The organism is Methylobacterium sp. Leaf117 (assembly GCF_001422985.1).
Lineage (GTDB): Bacteria > Pseudomonadota > Alphaproteobacteria > Rhizobiales > Beijerinckiaceae > Methylobacterium.
Window position 1 is genome coordinate 46027 of the sequence record NZ_LMNL01000036.1, and the last position, 15036, is coordinate 61062.

The 15036-nt window shown below is 71.2% G+C and carries 17 protein-coding genes; 8 read left to right on the top strand and 9 right to left on the bottom strand.

Annotated elements, in window-relative coordinates:
* Positions 1-116 precede the first annotated feature (116 nt).
* The 5 genes from ASF57_RS19305 to ASF57_RS19325 all read left to right on the top strand — a co-directional run bounded on the left by ASF57_RS19305 (position 117) and on the right by ASF57_RS19325 (position 5344).
* Entirely contained in the window at positions 117-1145 is a 1029-nt protein-coding gene (locus ASF57_RS19305) for a 2-keto-3-deoxygluconate permease (protein WP_056486313.1), read from the top strand.
* A gap of 2 nt (positions 1146-1147) precedes the next feature.
* Positions 1148-2413, top strand: a complete 1266-nt coding sequence (locus tag ASF57_RS19310; protein WP_056486317.1) for a four-carbon acid sugar kinase family protein — start codon at positions 1148-1150, stop codon at positions 2411-2413.
* The gene (gene pdxA / locus ASF57_RS19315; protein ID WP_056188845.1) at positions 2410-3411 is read left to right on the top strand and encodes a 4-hydroxythreonine-4-phosphate dehydrogenase PdxA; all 1002 of its coding nucleotides are present in this window, start codon (positions 2410-2412) and stop codon (positions 3409-3411) included. Before ASF57_RS19310 ends, pdxA begins: the two co-directional genes overlap by 4 nt.
* A 94-nt stretch (positions 3412-3505) precedes the next feature.
* Positions 3506-4279 (top strand): DeoR/GlpR family DNA-binding transcription regulator, encoded by a 774-nt coding sequence (locus ASF57_RS19320; RefSeq protein ID WP_082504180.1) that lies wholly within the window; start codon positions 3506-3508, stop codon positions 4277-4279.
* Between the two features lie 81 nt (positions 4280-4360).
* Positions 4361-5344, top strand: a complete 984-nt coding sequence (locus ASF57_RS19325) for a Gfo/Idh/MocA family oxidoreductase (RefSeq protein ID WP_056486320.1) — start codon at positions 4361-4363, stop codon at positions 5342-5344.
* 68 nt (positions 5345-5412) lie between these two features.
* Here the strand turns inward: ASF57_RS19325 and ASF57_RS19330 are convergent, their stop codons facing one another.
* The 5 genes from ASF57_RS19330 to ASF57_RS19350 all read right to left on the bottom strand — a co-directional run bounded on the left by ASF57_RS19330 (position 5413) and on the right by ASF57_RS19350 (position 9614).
* Complete coding sequence (locus ASF57_RS19330) at positions 5413-6570, bottom strand: FAD-dependent monooxygenase (protein ID WP_056486324.1); 1158 nt, start codon at positions 6568-6570, stop codon at positions 5413-5415.
* A gap of 76 nt (positions 6571-6646) precedes the next feature.
* Entirely contained in the window at positions 6647-7195 is a 549-nt protein-coding gene (locus ASF57_RS19335; RefSeq protein ID WP_056486327.1) for a cytochrome b/b6 domain-containing protein, read from the bottom strand.
* A complete protein-coding gene (locus ASF57_RS19340; RefSeq protein WP_056486330.1) occupies positions 7192-8304 on the bottom strand; it encodes a catalase family peroxidase in 1113 nt (370 codons plus the stop codon). The genes ASF57_RS19335 and ASF57_RS19340 overlap by 4 nt, the downstream gene beginning before the upstream one ends.
* A gap of 9 nt (positions 8305-8313) precedes the next feature.
* Positions 8314-9087, bottom strand: coding sequence for an anti-sigma factor (locus tag ASF57_RS19345; RefSeq protein ID WP_244477031.1), 774 nt, complete (start codon positions 9085-9087; stop codon positions 8314-8316).
* Positions 9084-9614, bottom strand: coding sequence for a sigma-70 family RNA polymerase sigma factor (locus ASF57_RS19350; protein ID WP_056486336.1), 531 nt, complete (start codon positions 9612-9614; stop codon positions 9084-9086). The genes ASF57_RS19345 and ASF57_RS19350 overlap by 4 nt, the downstream gene beginning before the upstream one ends.
* 281 nt (positions 9615-9895) lie before the next feature.
* Between ASF57_RS19350 and ASF57_RS19355 the strand changes: the two genes are divergently transcribed.
* A complete protein-coding gene (locus ASF57_RS19355; RefSeq protein WP_082504215.1) occupies positions 9896-10159 on the top strand; it encodes a hypothetical protein in 264 nt (87 codons plus the stop codon).
* Between the two features lie 65 nt (positions 10160-10224).
* A complete protein-coding gene (locus ASF57_RS19360; RefSeq protein WP_056486342.1) occupies positions 10225-11355 on the top strand; it encodes an FAD-binding domain-containing protein in 1131 nt (376 codons plus the stop codon).
* 60 nt (positions 11356-11415) lie between these two features.
* Here the strand turns inward: ASF57_RS19360 and ASF57_RS19365 are convergent, their stop codons facing one another.
* The 4 genes from ASF57_RS19365 to ASF57_RS19380 form a co-directional block, all read right to left on the bottom strand.
* Complete coding sequence (locus ASF57_RS19365; RefSeq protein WP_056486345.1) at positions 11416-12312, bottom strand: 3'-5' exonuclease; 897 nt, start codon at positions 12310-12312, stop codon at positions 11416-11418.
* Between the two features lie 184 nt (positions 12313-12496).
* Entirely contained in the window at positions 12497-12763 is a 267-nt protein-coding gene (locus tag ASF57_RS19370; protein WP_056188817.1) for a hypothetical protein, read from the bottom strand.
* 200 nt (positions 12764-12963) lie between these two features.
* Complete coding sequence (locus ASF57_RS19375; RefSeq protein WP_056188814.1) at positions 12964-13272, bottom strand: cupin domain-containing protein; 309 nt, start codon at positions 13270-13272, stop codon at positions 12964-12966.
* A 76-nt stretch (positions 13273-13348) separates the two neighbouring features.
* Positions 13349-13579, bottom strand: coding sequence for a DUF1674 domain-containing protein (locus ASF57_RS19380; RefSeq protein ID WP_056188810.1), 231 nt, complete (start codon positions 13577-13579; stop codon positions 13349-13351).
* 84 nt (positions 13580-13663) lie between these two features.
* On the opposite strand from ASF57_RS19380, the gene ASF57_RS19385 reads away from it, so the two are divergent.
* Positions 13664-15034, top strand: a complete 1371-nt coding sequence (locus ASF57_RS19385) for an RsmB/NOP family class I SAM-dependent RNA methyltransferase (protein ID WP_056486347.1) — start codon at positions 13664-13666, stop codon at positions 15032-15034.
* Positions 15035-15036: the final 2 nt, after the last annotated feature.

Consider the following 15036-nt stretch of genomic DNA (forward strand, 5'->3'; position numbering starts at 1 on the left):
ATGCGCAGATGATTGTCGTCGTTCCGGGAGGAAACGTGTTCGTTGCCGATTGTTCGGCAGATCCGGGATGAAATCAGAATCAAAATTGCGCAAAATGCGCAGGGAGATCGTCCGACATGCAGATCCCGATCAAACGGACCATCGAATCCGTGCCTGGCGGCATGATGGTCGTGCCGTTGCTGGCCGGCGCCCTGATCGCCACGTTCTTCCCCGGCACGCCAAAGCTGTTCGGATCGTTCACCGGAGCGCTGTTTTCCGGCGCTCTGACGATCCTGGCGGTCTTCTACGTCTGCATGGGCGCCAGCATCGATTTCCGCGCGACGCCCTATATCATGAAGAAGGGCGGCACCCTGCTGATCGTCAAGGTCGGCATCGCCATGATCCTCGGCCTGATCTTCGGGCAGGTGCTCGGCGAAGCGCCGGTGGCGGCCGGCTTGTTCGCGGGGCTGTCGACCCTCGCCATCGTCGCCGCAATGAACGACACCAATGGCGGACTCTATATGGCGTTGATGGGCCAGTACGGGCGCCCGCGGGACGTCGGCGCCTACACCGTGATGTCGCTGGAGAGCGGGCCGTTCCTGACCATGGTGACTCTCGGGGTGGCGGGGCTCTCGGCCTTCCCCTGGCAGACACTCGTCGGCGCGATCCTGCCGCTGCTCGTCGGCATGATCATCGGCAACCTCGACCGTGAGATGCGAGCCTTCCTCAGCCGGGCGATTCCCGTGATGATCCCGTTCTTCGCCTTCGCGCTCGGGGCGGGCCTCGACCTGTCGAAGGTCTGGCAGGCCGGCCTGCTCGGCCTCGCCATGGGGGTCGCCGTGGTGGTCTTCACCGGCATCCCGCTGTTCTTCGCCGATCGCCTGACCGGGGGGACCGGCGTCGCGGGCGTCGCCGCGGCCTCGACGGCGGGCAACGCGGCGGCGGTGCCGGCGATCGTCGCCTCCGCCAACCCGGCCTATGCCGATGCGGCCGGGCCGGCGACCATCCTGGTGGCCGCCTGCGTCGTCGTCACGGCGATCCTGGTTCCGATCCTCACCGCCTGGGTGTCGCGGCGCTTCGGCGATCCCGAAGTGGTTGGCGCCGAAGTGGCTGGCGCCGAGGAGGCTACAGATTTCGCCGCCGCGCCGACCGTTGCCGGCCGCTGACGATGTCCGGCCGCTGGCTCATTCTCGCCGATGACCTGACCGGCGCCGCGGATTGCGCCATCGCGTTCGGGCGCCGCGGCCTCGCGGCCGCGGTGACCTGGGACGTCACCACCTCGGGCGATGTCTCCCCGGATGACTCCAGGCCCCTGCCGGTGCTCGCCTACGACGCGGACAGCCGCGGCCTGTCCGCGTCCGACGCCGCCGAGCGCCATCGCGGCCTCCTCGAACGCTGGCTCGAACCGGACAGGGTTCTGTTCAAGAAGATCGATTCGACGCTTCGGGGACAACCCGCCGCCGAGACCGCCGCCACGATGGCCCACCTGATGGAACGGACCGGCGCGGCCTTCGGGATCTGCGCCCCCGCCTTCCCGGCGACCGGCCGAACCACGCTGGCGGGCCACGTCCATGTCTCCGGACGTCCCTTGGAGGATGCCGAGGTCTGGCGCCGGGACCACACCTACGCCAGTGCCAATTTAGGCTTCGTGCTGGGCACGGCCGAGATCGAGACGACGCTGGTTCCGCTCTCCGTCATCCGCAGCCCCGATCTCGCGTCCCGTCTCGCCCGCATCGCCGAGGGCGGACCGGGCGTGGCGATCTGCGATGCCGAGACGGACGGGGATCTGGCGCGGATCGCGGCGGCGAGCCTTGCCGTGGCGCCGGTTCCCTTCTTCATCGGCAGCGCCGGGCTGGCCCACGCCCTCGCGGACACCCTTGCGCCCGCCCCGACGGGGGCGGTCCACATCCCCCCGAGCCGATCCGGCAGCCTGATCGTCGTCGGGTCGCTCGCGGCGGCCTCGCGCGCGGCCATGCGAAGGCTTGCGGCGCAAGACCACGTCGTCCATCTGCCGGTCTCGCCCGATACGCTGCTGGGCGATCCGGCCGGCCGGGCCGATCTGGCCGCCCGCGTCGCCGCCGTGATCGCGGCGGGGGACGACGCCCTGGTGGAGATCGCCATCGGCGACGCCCTCGACATGAGCCTCGGACCGCGCCTTGCGCGGGCGCTCGCCGAGGCCCTCGATCCGATCGCGGCGCGGATCGGCGCCGTCGCGGCGACCGGCGGCGAGACCGCCGCCGCCCTCCTCGCCCGCTTCGGCATCGACGGGATTCGCCTCGTCGACGAGATCGAACCCGGCGTTTCCCTCGGCCTGACCCTGGGCCGTCTCTCGATTCCCGTCGCCACGAAGGCCGGCGCCTTCGGCGACGCCGAGAGCCTCATCCGTATCAGCGAGCGCCTGCGCGCCGTCCGAACCCAAGGAAGCTTCTCATGACCCGTCCGACCATCGCGATCACCATGGGCGATCCCGCCGGCATCGGCCCGGAGATCATCATGAAGGCGCTGGCGCACGCGGATGTCCGGGCCCTGTGCCAGCCCCTGGTGATCGGCGATGCCGAACGTCTCCGGCAGGCCGGCCGGCTCGTCGGCACCGACATGTCCGTCGAGTCCCTGTCCGATGCCGGCGCGGCGGACTTCCAGAAGACGGCGGTTCAGTGCCTGGACCTCCAGGTCGTCCCCGCCGACCTGCCGTTCGGCCAGGTCTCCCCGGTCGCGGGCGAGGCGGCCTACCGCTACATCGAGAAGGCCGTCGAGGTGGTCCAGGCCGGGCAGGCCCAGGGCATCTGCACCGCGCCGCTCTCCAAGGAGGCCCTCCACGCCGCCGGTCACAAGTTTCCGGGCCATACCGAGCTGCTCGCGCATCTCACGGGTACGCCCGAAGTCTCGATGATGCTGGTCTCGCCCAAGCTCCGGGTCATCCACGTCACGACCCATATCGGGCTCATCGACGCCATCGCGAAGATCGAGCCCGGCCTGGTCGAGCGCGTGATCGCACGCGGCCACGGCGTCCTGGTCAAGGCCGGGATCGCCAACCCCAAGATCGGCGTCTGCGCGATCAATCCGCACGCCGGCGAGAACGGCCTGTTCGGCCGGGGCGAGGAAGCGGCCAAGATCACGCCTGCGATCGAGGCCTGCCGCGCCAAGGGCTGGGACGTGCGCGGCCCGCTGCCGGCCGACACCCTGTTCTTCCTGGCCGGACGTGGCGATTACGACATGGTGGTGGCGATGTATCACGATCAGGGTCACGGCCCGATCAAGGTGCTGGGCCTCGAGGCCGGCGTGAACATCACCGTGGGGCTGCCGGTGATCCGTACCTCCGTCGACCACGGCACCGCCTTCGACATCGCCGGGACCGGCATCGCCGACGAGCGCAGCCTGATCGAGGCCCTGCGTCAGGCCGTCGACCTCGCTCCGAAGGCGCAAGCCGCCTGAGACACGAGGCTTTCCGGCGGGGATGGCTGAAACCTCCTGGCCAGCGCCGCCGGGCTCAGCCATGACGCGGGACCGAAGGCCGGAGGACCGCCCCATGTCGATGCGCAGCCAGGAGCGCCGGAACCTGCTGCTGGAGGCCCTGAGCGTCGGCGAGATCGACGTCGACGAGGTCGCCCTGCGCCTGAACGTCTCCGCCTCGACGGTGCGGCGCGACCTTCAGCACCTCTCGGCGATCCGCGCCGTGCGCCGGACCTATGGCGGCGCGATCCTGGCGAGCCGCCCGCCGGAAACCACGCTGGCCGAGCGGCTCGCGGTGAACGGCGCCGAGAAGCGGGCGATCGCGCGGGCCGCCCTCGACCTGGTGGCGGATGGCGACACGCTGATCCTCGATGCCGGCTCGACCGTGGCCGCCTTCGGCCAGCTTCTCGCCAAGCGGCGGCTTCGGATCATCACCAACAACCTGGCGCTCCTGCCCTTCCTCACCGAGGCACCGGGGCTCGACCTCGTGGTGCTGGGGGGGGCGCTGCGGGCCACCAGCATGAGCACCATCGGACCGCTCGCGGTCGAAGCGCTGCGCTTGATGACGGCCGATCGCGCGATCCTGAGCGCGGACGGCGTCGTGGCGGGACGCGGCCTGTGCGAGGCCAGCCTGGATCAGGTCACGCTCAAATCGCTCATGATGCGGCAGGCCCGCGAGGTGATCGTGCTGGCCGATGCGAGCAAGCTCGGTCGGGCGGAGCAGACCGCCTGGGCGCCGCTCCCCCGGAACTGGACCCTGGTGACGGATTCGCACGAGCCGGCGGAGGAATTGCAGAGCCTCTCCGAAGCCGGCGCCGTATTGCGCATCGCCACCGCCTCCGAGACGTGAATTGGAAGCCTCCCGGGCGCTGGCGCCTGCGGCCCGAAGAACCTCGTCTCCGCAACCCTCATCCCTGAAAGCCTTTCGCCTATGACGCACGACACCCTTGCTCTCGGAATCATCGGCGCCGGCATCATGGGCGAGCGCATGCTCGGTGTTTTGTCCGGTCCGGATGCCGGGCGGGATGCCGGGTCCGTGCGGGTCGCCGGGATCTGGGACCCGTCCGAAGCGGCGCTCGCGCGCATCGCCGCCCGATATCCGGCGGTTCCGAGGCTGGCGGATGCGGATGCGCTCATCGCGGCCAGCGCCTGCGTCTACGTGGCCTCGCCGCCCGCCTCGCATCTTGGCTATGCGCGCCGGGCCGCGGCGGCCGGCCGGAGCCTCTTCCTGGAGAAGCCGCTGGCCGTCGATGTGGCGGAGGCGCGCCGCTTCGTGGATGAGGTCGACATCCGGGGCGCGGTCAATTTCCCGTTCGCCGCCGCGCCGGCCGTCGCCACGCTCGTGCGCTGGATCGCCGAGGGGGTCGTCGGGACGCCGCGCCGCCTCACCATCGCGGTCGCCTTCGCGCACTGGCCCCGGCCCTGGCAGGCGGATGCGGTGAACTGGCTCGATGCACGCGCCGAGGGCGGTTTCACGCGCGAGGTCGTCTCGCACTTCCTGTTCCTGGCCCGGCGTCTCCTCGGCCCTTTGGCATCGCTGGAGGGTCATGCCGACTTCCCGCAGGCCGGTCGGGCGGAGCGGGCGATCGAGGCGACGCTGTCGGCGGGCGGCGTCCCGGTCCACCTTCGAGGCCGAGTCGGCGGAACGGACCTCGCCGACCACAACACCTGGACCCTGGAAGGCGACGCCGGCACCATTCGCCTGCGCGACTGGTCCATCGCCGAGCGGATGGGACCGGACGGGCATTTCGTAGCTGCGGAGGACGCGTTACCCAACGATCGCGCCCGGCTGATCGCCCTTCGGGGTCAACTGGACGGCGTCGTCCGGATGGCGCACGGCGAGCCGCATCCCCTCGCCACCTTCGCCGAAGCGCTGAACGTTCAGGAGATCGTCGAGAGCCTGATCGCCGCGTGAGCCCGTCCCCGGGAGACATCGACGGCCGGGATCGACGGGTCCGAACCGCCAGCGTTCGCGCGCGGTCTTCAGGCCGGGACCGGGATGCGCAGGGGTTGGTAGGTGGCCCGGTAGCTGCGCGGCCCGATGACCGGGAGCATCAGGTTCCGGGCCCATCCGGGCAGCCGGGCGGTGCGTGACAGCCGGTCGGTCATGGCCTGGACATGGGCCACGCGGGGCCGGCGCAGGGCCTCGTAGGCCGCGCCCACCGTGCTCCAATCCGTCCGCTCGGCCAGCAGCGCGGCGAGCACCAGCGCATCTTCGAGGCCGAGGGCGGCGCCCTGGGCCCAGACCGGGGCGGTCGCGTGCGCGGCGTCGCCCACCAGCACCACGCGGTCCCGGGTCCAATTCGGTATCCGAACCTCCTCCAAAGGCGAGTGATAGAGCGCGCCCGGCCGGGCCAGGACCGCCTCGAGGGTGTCGCGCACGAGGCGTGGGAACGACGCGAAGCGAGCACGGGAGGCGGCTAGGTTCGGCCCCGCATTCGTGCTCGGCGCTTGGCCGGACGCGGAAGTCCCCGAAATCGAGACCCAGCCGTAGACCTCATCCCGATCGACCGGGATCAGCAGGAACAACCCGCCCGATCCGGCCCACAGCGTCCAGGCGTCGAGGCCCGGATTGGGGGCCATGAAGCGCCAGCTCGCCGGAGCCAGCATCGCCGCGCCGAGCGCCGCATCGCCGAACACGTCGCGGCGAACCCGGGAATGCACGCCGTCGGCGCCCACCAGGAGCCCTCCGGTCTCGACCTTGCCGTCCCGACCGTCGACCGTGACGCCCTGCGGCTCCGGCCGCACCGCGCCGATGTCGAATCCCAGCCGGAGATCGGCCGGGGGAAGGTCGCGCGCCAGCAGGCGCAGAAGGTCGGCGCGGCGCAGGCAATGCGGACGCATCTCGTCTCCCCAGAACGCCGCCTCGTCGACGGCGAAGAGGAGGCGTCCGCTCTCGGTGCGGTACTCGCGTCGCCGCACCGGCGAACCCACCGTGCGCAGGGCATCGCCCAGGCCGAGCTGCGCGAGGGCCTGGACCGCATTCCCCGGCAGGTTGATGGCGAGGCCCGCATCGGCCGGCTCGTCGCGCCGTTCCAGGGTCAGCGTCGGAATGCCGTGCCTGTGCAGCGCCCGCCGGGTGGCCAGACCCGCGATGCCGCCCCCGGCGATGAGCACCCGACCCGTTGCGGTGTGGTCCATCGGGTCTCGCCTCGTATCCTGTGTCGTGTTCATCGCGGTCGTGCTGGTCGGGGGTCGTGCTGATCGGGGGTCGTGCTTATCGCGACCGGGATGGCGTCAGGCGCAGGGCCATGCTGGCGAAGACACCGTCCCGGCGGATCAGCCCGTGCATCAAAGCCGCCCCGAGATGGGCCAGGATGAGGCCGAAAAGGGCGTAGGCCAGGACCGTATGCAGCGGGCGGAGCCAGGCATAGAGACCGGGATCGCGCGGCAGAATCGGCGGAAGCACCAGCGCGCCGGCGAGTCCGATCGGATACCCGGCCGCCGACAGCATCGCCCAGCCGATCAGCGGCAGTCCGAGCATCAGCCCATAGAGCAGGATGTGGGAGGCACGCGCCGCCTGCCGCTGCCAGCCCGGAAGGTCGGCCGGCAGGTCCGGCGGCGGATGGCGCCAGCGGTTGGCGAGGCGCAGCACCGCCAGGACCAGGATGCCGATCCCGAGGGGGCGGTGCAAAGCCACGAGGGCCTGATAATGCGCCAGCGAGGTCACCATCGCCACGCCGATGAACAGCATGGCGAGGATCAGGCCCGCCATGGTCCAGTGCAGCAGCCGGGCCGGCCGATTGAAATGTGCGGTGGGGCTCACAATCCGGCTCCTGACGCGGGGGTGTCGTGGACGGCGCTGGGCGTCTTCGGCTCGCCGGCGCGGCGGGCGAAGGATTGGGAATAAGCCGCCGAGCGGGCACTGAGCAGCGGATCGTCCGAGCCCACGATGCCGGCGGGCAGGACCAGGGGGTCGAAATTGACGTCGCGGCAATTGCCGTCGGCCTCCGCCTCCGTCGCGGTGACGACGACGCTCCCGAGATCGACGGTCGCGCGGTCGGTCGGCCAGGCCAGTGTCGCGTCCGCCGTGGGATCGCCCCTTTCGCCGAGCGTGGCGACGAGGTGCCAGCGCACCGGCGCTCGACGGACCGCGGACGCAAAGGCGTCGAACAGGAAATTCTTGTCCGCCCGTGCGCTCTGGGCTGCGCTCTCGGCCGTGGCGGCCTGATCCGGCACGAACGCCCAGCGCACGGGCGTCTCCGTGCCGTCCCGGGCGACGAACCGGAAGGCGTTGAGGCTGCGGAAGGTGTCGTCGGCGAACCCGGCGGTGATCGTCCGCGCCTTGATCAGGGCGGCCGCCTTCGCGCTCTCGGGATGCCCCGCGAAGAACGCCTTCAGCGCGTCTGGGTTCGGCTTCCCCGTGCCCGGGTCCGGTTTGGCGGCGAGGAGCTGTTCGTAGAACGCCTCCGGGGTGCGGACCGGGAAGACCGGGATGTCGTTGTTGCCGGTGCGCCATTCCTCGCCGTCGGGCAGGTGGAATCGCAGCGCGAGGCTGCGCACCGTGGTGGCCGCATCCGCCGCATAAGGCTGGCCGCCCGCCAGCGCGATGCGCCCGGTGACCGGCGTGACCTGCCCGGCGCCGAACAGCGACGCCTTCGACAGGCGCGCCCCCCGGCCGCTGCTCTCGAAGCGGCCGGCGAGGCAGAGCCCCTTGGCATGGTTGCGCCGGAATCCCGGATGCGGGCCGTTGACCCGCTCGAAGCGGTCGACGATCTGCGCCTGGTCCAGCGCGCCCGGCGAGAGCCAGCCGCCGACGGCGGCGAAGGCCCCGGCGGTGCCGGCGACGAGGCCCCCGATGGCGCCGAGCCGGAGGAGGACGGCGCGTGGGGTCAAGCCCGGATCGGCGCCCGTGAGGTCGTTCAGGATGGACATGGCGGACCTTCAGATGGCCTTCGCGGTGGCGCGCCGGATCGTATCGGCGAGGGGGTGCAGGATTGCGGGATCGGCGGCTCCGACGAGGCTGTAGCCGAGCCCGTCCTGGGCCCAGGCGTAGCCGTTCGCGGACGCCGTCGCGTAGGGCCGCATCGGCGCGTCGCCGGGCACCGACATGGGCCGCATCAGCATCACGAAGCGCGCGCCGTGGCCGTCATCGTACATCAGGAGCCCGGCCGGCCCCTGCGGCGTGGCAACGAGGCGCCCGCCCATGAGGCGGTAGCCGGCGCCGCTCAGGTCCGGCACGCCGACCGGCCGCTTGAGCCGGGCCGAGAACCAGCCCGCGATCTCGTCCCGGTTGGTGGCTACCAGCTCGACCGGACGGGTGTGGTCGGGGGCATAGACCGCGTAGTTCATGCTCGCCGACTGAGCCAGGGCCTCGATGCCGGTCGGCACCGGCGAGACCGCCTCGCGCAGGCCCCAGCCTCCGGCCCCTCCGACCAGGAGCAGAAGCCCGGCCGCCATCGCGTGCCACGCCGGACGAGGTGGCTGGCGGCGCGCCTCGACGATCCGCGCCAGGTTCAGCCGGGCCGGCACCGGCTCGGCCGCGACAGGCGCGAAGGCGGCGCGCATCTCGGCGCGCAGGGCGACCAGACGCTCGACCCGTGCCCGCGCCTCGGGATGGTCGTCGAGAAAGGCCTCGACCTCGCGCTGCCGGGCAGCCTCGAGCCGCTCGTCCACGAGGCCCTGGAGATCGTCTTCGCCGATCGGACGCATGGTCATTTCACCCTCCGCAGGAGCGGGCGCTTGGCCGGAACGGTCCCGTCGGCGCCGTCCATCAGTTGGATCATCCGGTCCCGCGCCCGGGACAGGCGGGACATCACGGTCCCGGTCGGGATGGCGAGGATGTCGGCGGTCTCGGCGTAGGACAGGCCCTCGACCGTCACCAGCAGGAGGACGCTGCGCTGCTCTTCCGGCAGGGCGTCGAGCGCGCTCATCAGGTCCCGGTGGCGCAGGCCGCTCTCCTGCGTCGGCGCCACCGCGAGGTTGGCCTCCGCGGTGTCCTCGATCGGCAGGTGGGCGCCGCGGCGGGCGCGTCGGCGCATCTGCGTCACCGCGAGATTGTGGACGATCGCGAAGAGCCAGGTCCGGGCGTCGCCATCGGCCCGGCGCTGGTGCCAGCGGCCGACGGCGTGCTCCAGGCAATCCTGCACGAGATCGTCGGCATCGGCCGGGTTGCGCAGCAGAGCCCTTGCGTAGCGGCGCAGGGCCGGAATCAGCGGCTCGATGAGGCGCATCATGTCCGTCATGTCCGGTCTCCTGGCATGGGCGGGGCTCCTCTTCGTTTCGGGCCGGACGCGCTTCGGAACCGGCTACGGGGGCATGGACGCGGCCGAGTCCCGATTATTCCACGCGCGCATCGAAATCTTTCTCGCATGCCTCGCGTCTTGCCCCTCGATGGTCTGATCTCGGATACGAAGTCCGAATTCTTTATCGGCCGGTGGAATAAGCAACCGAACACATCGTCTGTCCGGCATCCCTGCTTGACGCTGTTGGATCAGGCAGGATCCACAGGAGGCCCGACATGACGATGTTCAAGACTGTTTCCGCCGTCGTTCTCGCATCTGCCGCCAGCATCGCGGCCCTGACCGGCGCCTCCCAGGCCCGGACTTTCCCGCACCCGACCGAGAGCCCGGCGATCACCGGCTCGATCCTGACGCCGCCGCGTTCGGCGGACTGGCTCGGCGGCCCGGACAGCGACAGCGGCAATGCCCGCAACCCCGCTTTGCCGGGCTACGCTCAGGCCCGCGGCCAGGAAACCGGCGGCCCCGCCCGTGAGCTGATCCCGAACTAGAACGCCCCGGTCCGGGGGCGATTGGGTCGCATCGGCCACGGACCGGGCGGCTCTAGCTCAGGGCCATGTCCCACATTCGCCCCCTCACCCGCGCCGCCGGCCTTGCCCGCCTCTCCGAATTTCTCGGGGGCGCGGGCGTGGCCTATGCGGCCGACCGCAACACCGATCGGGGGCCGAGGGCTGCGCCGACCACGTCGGCGCTGTCGCCCTACCTGCGCCGGCGTCTCATCACCGAGGCGGAGGTTGTGGCGGCGGCCGACGCTGCGTTCGGCGACGGGGGCGCAGAGAAGTTCGTGTCCGAGGTGTTGTGGCGGACCTATTTCAAAGGCCACCTCGAAACCCATCCCTCCGCCTGGACCGACTATCGCGCACTGGTCGCGGACGGGCATGCGCGGCTGGCCGCCGACCCTGGTCTGCGGCGAACCTACGAGGCGGCGATCGAAGGACGGACCGGCATCGACGGCTTCGACGACTGGGCTGGCGAACTCGTGGCGACGAACTGGCTGCACAACCATGCCCGGATGTGGTTCGCCTCGATCTGGATCTTCACCCTGCGGCTGCCATGGGCGCTCGGGGCGGATTTCTTCCTGCGTCACCTGCTCGACGGCGATCCGGCCAGCAACACGCTGTCCTGGCGCTGGGTGGCGGGCCTGCACACCCGAGGGAAGCCTTATGTCGCCCGCGCGGAGAACATCCGCCGCTACACGGACGGGCGCTTCGATCCGGTCGGGCTCGACGAATACCCGGATGCGCTCGACGAGCCGATGCCGCCGCGCGAGGTTCCGCTGCCGCCGGCCGACACGGCGCCGGAGGGCGAGGTCGCCCTGTTGCTGCATCTCGACGATCTCCACCCGGAGAGCCTGCCGCTGGGGCCCGCGCGAGTCGTGCGCATCGGCGGCCTGATCGTTCATGCCGATGCCGCCGCCGATCGGGTGAAGGCGGCGGACGACGCCGCGATGGCGGACGCCCTGTCCCGGGCGGAGGCCCATTTCGGGTGCGCGGCCGGTCCGGCCGGGGCCGATTGGGCCGGCGACCTCCCGGTGGTCACGGCCTGGGCGCCGGTCGGACCCTCGGCGGCGGCCCTGCCGGATGCCTGCCGCCGCGTCCGGCGCCCGTGGGACGAAGCCGCGTGGGCGCGGTCGACGCGGGGCTATTCCCGCCTGCGGTCCGTCATTCCCGCCCTGCTGGGGCGCTGAGTTCTCGCGCGCAGGCCGCGGAGGGGACGTGTCGGCAGTAGGGCACGTCCGACGCCGCCCTCAGGCTTCCGGATTGGTCCGGACCGAGAACCGGTCCCGCGCCGTGATCCGATCCGCCACGAGGTCGTGGACCTCGCGCTGGTAGATCTCCCGGCACAGGAAGGCGCGCTCGACGTCGAGGCGGTCCTCCGCGATGTCGATGTACCAGCAACGGCGTCGGCCGCTCCAGCGATAGCTGCGGCCTTTCAGAACGTCCTTCTGGGCGATCGGCGAGCCGGCGGCCCAAACCCGCACCGTCGGCTTGCGGGCGGTCTCCAGCAGGCACGACAGGGCCAGGCGTTTAGAGGTCTTCAGCGGGGCGGCCAACAGGGCAAGCAGCGCCCGGCAATCGTCGATGGCGCGATGCCCTTTGTGGAAGACGCCGTAATCCATCAGCAGGTAGCCGAGCTTCAGGCCCTCGTGTCCCTCGTCGCGCCAGGGCACCTGATGGCAGGAACAGGCCCAGTTCTTCTCCGCGAAGACCGGCCAGCGGGTCTCGCACATCTGCCGGTCGAAGCTGGCGTTGTGGGCGATCACCACGGCGGCGTCGGCCACCATGGCGTGCACCGCCGCATCGTCGATGGCCTGCCCGGCCACGTCGGCGTCGCTGATGCCGGTGAGGCGCGTGATCTCGGGCGGGATCGGGCGCCCCGGGTCCTGGAGCTGGTTCAGGGTCTCGAGCACCCGGTAGACCCGCCCGCTGGCACCATACGCGAACTTGATCATGCCGAGTTCGATCACGGCATCGCGGCTGTGATCCACTCCCGTCGTCTCGGTGTCGACGATCAGGCCGATGAAAATCGGCTCGTCCGGCGGCTCGGCGCTGTCCACGAACGGCCTGATCTGGCGCAGCACCCGGTATGCCCCCGTGGTCTCGAGGGCATCCGCGATCGCATCGAAGGCGTGTGTCGGTTCCACGGCGTCCAGGCTCGGATGGTCTCCGGCCGCTCAGGCCGATGGGGCCGAGCGGGTTCGGCGGAAACCTAGGTGCAGAGCCGATCCGTTCGATAGCGGTTACGCCGCGAAATCCCCAGCAAAGTGCGAGGGCGGATGACGATGATCGGTGGTCCGTCCAGCAGGGTCGATGTCTTCGCAGGGTGGATCAGCGCTCAGGCTTGTCGAGGCCCAGGTATCCGTGCGCCTCCGCCGGCGTCATCGTCCGGATCGCCGCATCCGAAAACCCCAAGCTGCGAAGCGCGGTCCTCTGGCGATTGGTGATCATCAGCGAAATGGCGGGCGATGCGACGGCAGGTTCGGCGCGGAACTCCGGATCGTTGTCCTGTGCCCGGCGGCGGCGTTCCCCGAACACCGCGTCCGCTGTCTCGCGGTCCAGGAATCGGAACAGATCGTCATCCGATTCACCCGCCATCCGGTCCGCCCTCCCAGTCAATCGTCCTGTACCCATACCGGAGGTCGCAGCAAACCGGACGTCGATTCAAGCACGCGGGAGGACCGAGAGGACATGACGCGACGCCCACTCGACCGTCCGGCGGCCGGCGCAGGTCCGGGCTCCGTTTTAGAGAACCCGACCCCGCGCGGCCACGGCGACCGCGCGGGACCTTCAGGCCCTCAGCGGGCCGGCGGCGACGTGGCCTCGACGGCCGTGAAGGCTTCGAGGATGCGGTAGGTGTGCTCGGCACCTTCCGGCACCAGCCAGGAATCGCCGGGCTCCAGCAGGACCTTCTCGCCGTCCACGATCAGCTCGGCGCGGCCGGCGATGACGTAGCCGACGGTCTCGTAGGGGCGCTTCGCCATCGGCTTGTCGGCGCTCGGCGCCTCGTCGCGCCACATGCGCATCGCCACGGTCTGTCCCCGGGCCAGGGCGACCTCGCCGTGCGGGCCTTCGCCTGCGTTGTTGCTCGAAACCTTGGTGGCCATCGGGTTGTCCTTCGGTGCTGACGCGGTGGCCGGAACAACGGAGGGGGATGCCGGACGTTCCGGCGGCAACGCGTCCTCAGAAATCGACCGCGATGCCCTTGATCTCCCAATCGTCGTAGCGCACCGGCTCCAGCCCGCCGCGGCCCTGGCGCTCGCGCTGGGCCGCGATCTCGGCGGCGTGGGCATCGATGGCGTCCCGGCGTTCAGCCGCCTCGGCCAGCGCCCGAGCCGCCTCCGGCGTCAGGCGCCTGTTCGCCTCCGGCTGGGGCTCATCCGCGCGGTTTTCCGTCGGTTCCGGGCTCGTCATGGCTTGCATCTCGGTGTGGTGGGTGGAAGGGCATCGCAGACAGGTCCGCCGCGAGCGGGCTCAAGAATTCAGGAAGTGGCATTCATGGCGACAGGTCGCAATACGGATGCGCCGACGGCGCCGATCGACCGCACCGTCGCGGGCCTCGCCGCCCGTCAGGTCGCTCACAGCGCGGTGGCCGACCTCATCGGCAAGACCCGTGGCTTCGCCCTCGAGGACGCCCTCGCGCAGGCCGGCCGGAACGCCGGTCTCGACGCCGCCGATGCCGGGCTGGCTCGCGCCATCGCCACCGCCACCTTCCGGCGCCTCGGCTTCCTGCGCCGGGTCCTGGCCGAGCGCATGGCCCAGGGGCTGCCCGAGGATCAGCCGCGCCTCGTGGCGCTCCTGGCCACCGGGGCCGTGCAGATCCTCGATCTCAACGTGCCGGATCACGCCGCCGTCGATCTCGGCGTACGCCTCGCCAAGGCCGATCCGCAGCTCCAGCACCTTACCGGACTCGTCAACGCGATCCTGCGCCGGATCGTGCGCGAGCGCGAGGCGATCGTCGCCAATCCGGGCGACCCGCTCTCCGACAACACGCCGGACTGGCTCGCCCGGCGCTGGCGCGCGGCCTATGGCGACGAGACCGCGCGGGCCATCGCGGCCGCCCATCTCCAGGGCGCCGCCCTCGACATCACCGTACGGGGATCGGCCGCCGAATGGGCCGAACGCCTCGGCGGCGTCGCCCTGCCGACCGGCAGCGTGCGCCTGCACGAGGTCCGCTCCGCCGTCGCCGACCTGCCGGGCTATGCCGAGGGGCAATGGTGGGTGCAGGACGCCGCTGCCGCCCTGCCGGCGCGGCTCCTCGCGGTCACGCCCGGAGAGCGGGTCGCCGATCTCTGCGCGGCGCCCGGGGGCAAGACTGCGCAGCTCGCCGCCGCCGGTGCCTCGGTGCTGGCGGTCGACCGGTCGAGCCCGCGCCTGGAGCGTCTGTCGCAGAACTTCGCCCGGCTCGGCCTGGAAGCGGAGATCCGGGTCGGCGATGCCCTCTCGATGCCCGAAGAGGGCGCTTTCGACGCCGTCCTCCTCGATGCGCCATGCTCGGCCACCGGCACTCTCCGGCGCCATCCCGATGTGGCCTGGACCAAGACCGAGAGTGACATCAGCCGCCTCATCGGCCTGCAGAAGCGCCTGTTCGACAAGGCCGCCGCCCTCGTGCGGCCCGGCGGCCGCCTCGTCTACTGCACCTGCTCTCTGGAGCGGGAGGAGGGGGAGTACCAGGTCGCGACCTTCCTCACCCGCAACCCGGACTTCGAGCGCGTGCCGGTGCAGGCCTCGGAACTCGGCGGTTTGTCGGAGCCGATCGACGCCGCCGGCGACCTGCGCACGCTGCCGGCGCATCTGACCGGTGAGGCCCCGGAACTGCGCGGCGGCCTCGACGGGTTCTTCGCCAGTCGTCTGCGCCGGAAGGGTTGAGG

Excerpts from the sequence above, each read along its gene's own strand:
- ASF57_RS19305 (WP_056486313.1), top strand. The coding sequence starts at position 117 with ATGCAGATCCCGATCAAACGGACCATCGAATCCGTGCCTGGCGGCATG.
- ASF57_RS19310 (WP_056486317.1), top strand. The coding sequence starts at position 1,148 with ATGTCCGGCCGCTGGCTCATTCTCGCCGATGACCTGACCGGCGCCGCG.
- pdxA (WP_056188845.1), top strand. The coding sequence starts at position 2,410 with ATGACCCGTCCGACCATCGCGATCACCATGGGCGATCCCGCCGGCATC.
- ASF57_RS19320 (WP_082504180.1), top strand. The coding sequence starts at position 3,506 with ATGTCGATGCGCAGCCAGGAGCGCCGGAACCTGCTGCTGGAGGCCCTG.
- ASF57_RS19325 (WP_056486320.1), top strand. The coding sequence starts at position 4,361 with ATGACGCACGACACCCTTGCTCTCGGAATCATCGGCGCCGGCATCATG.
- ASF57_RS19330 (WP_056486324.1), bottom strand. The coding sequence starts at position 6,570 with ATGGACCACACCGCAACGGGTCGGGTGCTCATCGCCGGGGGCGGCATC.
- ASF57_RS19340 (WP_056486330.1), bottom strand. The coding sequence starts at position 8,304 with ATGTCCATCCTGAACGACCTCACGGGCGCCGATCCGGGCTTGACCCCA.
- ASF57_RS19345 (WP_244477031.1), bottom strand. The coding sequence starts at position 9,087 with ATGACCATGCGTCCGATCGGCGAAGACGATCTCCAGGGCCTCGTGGAC.
- ASF57_RS19350 (WP_056486336.1), bottom strand. The coding sequence starts at position 9,614 with ATGACGGACATGATGCGCCTCATCGAGCCGCTGATTCCGGCCCTGCGC.
- ASF57_RS19355 (WP_082504215.1), top strand. The coding sequence starts at position 9,896 with ATGTTCAAGACTGTTTCCGCCGTCGTTCTCGCATCTGCCGCCAGCATC.
- ASF57_RS19360 (WP_056486342.1), top strand. The coding sequence starts at position 10,225 with ATGTCCCACATTCGCCCCCTCACCCGCGCCGCCGGCCTTGCCCGCCTC.
- ASF57_RS19370 (WP_056188817.1), bottom strand. The coding sequence starts at position 12,763 with ATGGCGGGTGAATCGGATGACGATCTGTTCCGATTCCTGGACCGCGAG.
- ASF57_RS19375 (WP_056188814.1), bottom strand. The coding sequence starts at position 13,272 with ATGGCCACCAAGGTTTCGAGCAACAACGCAGGCGAAGGCCCGCACGGC.
- ASF57_RS19380 (WP_056188810.1), bottom strand. The coding sequence starts at position 13,579 with ATGACGAGCCCGGAACCGACGGAAAACCGCGCGGATGAGCCCCAGCCG.
- ASF57_RS19385 (WP_056486347.1), top strand. The coding sequence starts at position 13,664 with ATGGCGACAGGTCGCAATACGGATGCGCCGACGGCGCCGATCGACCGC.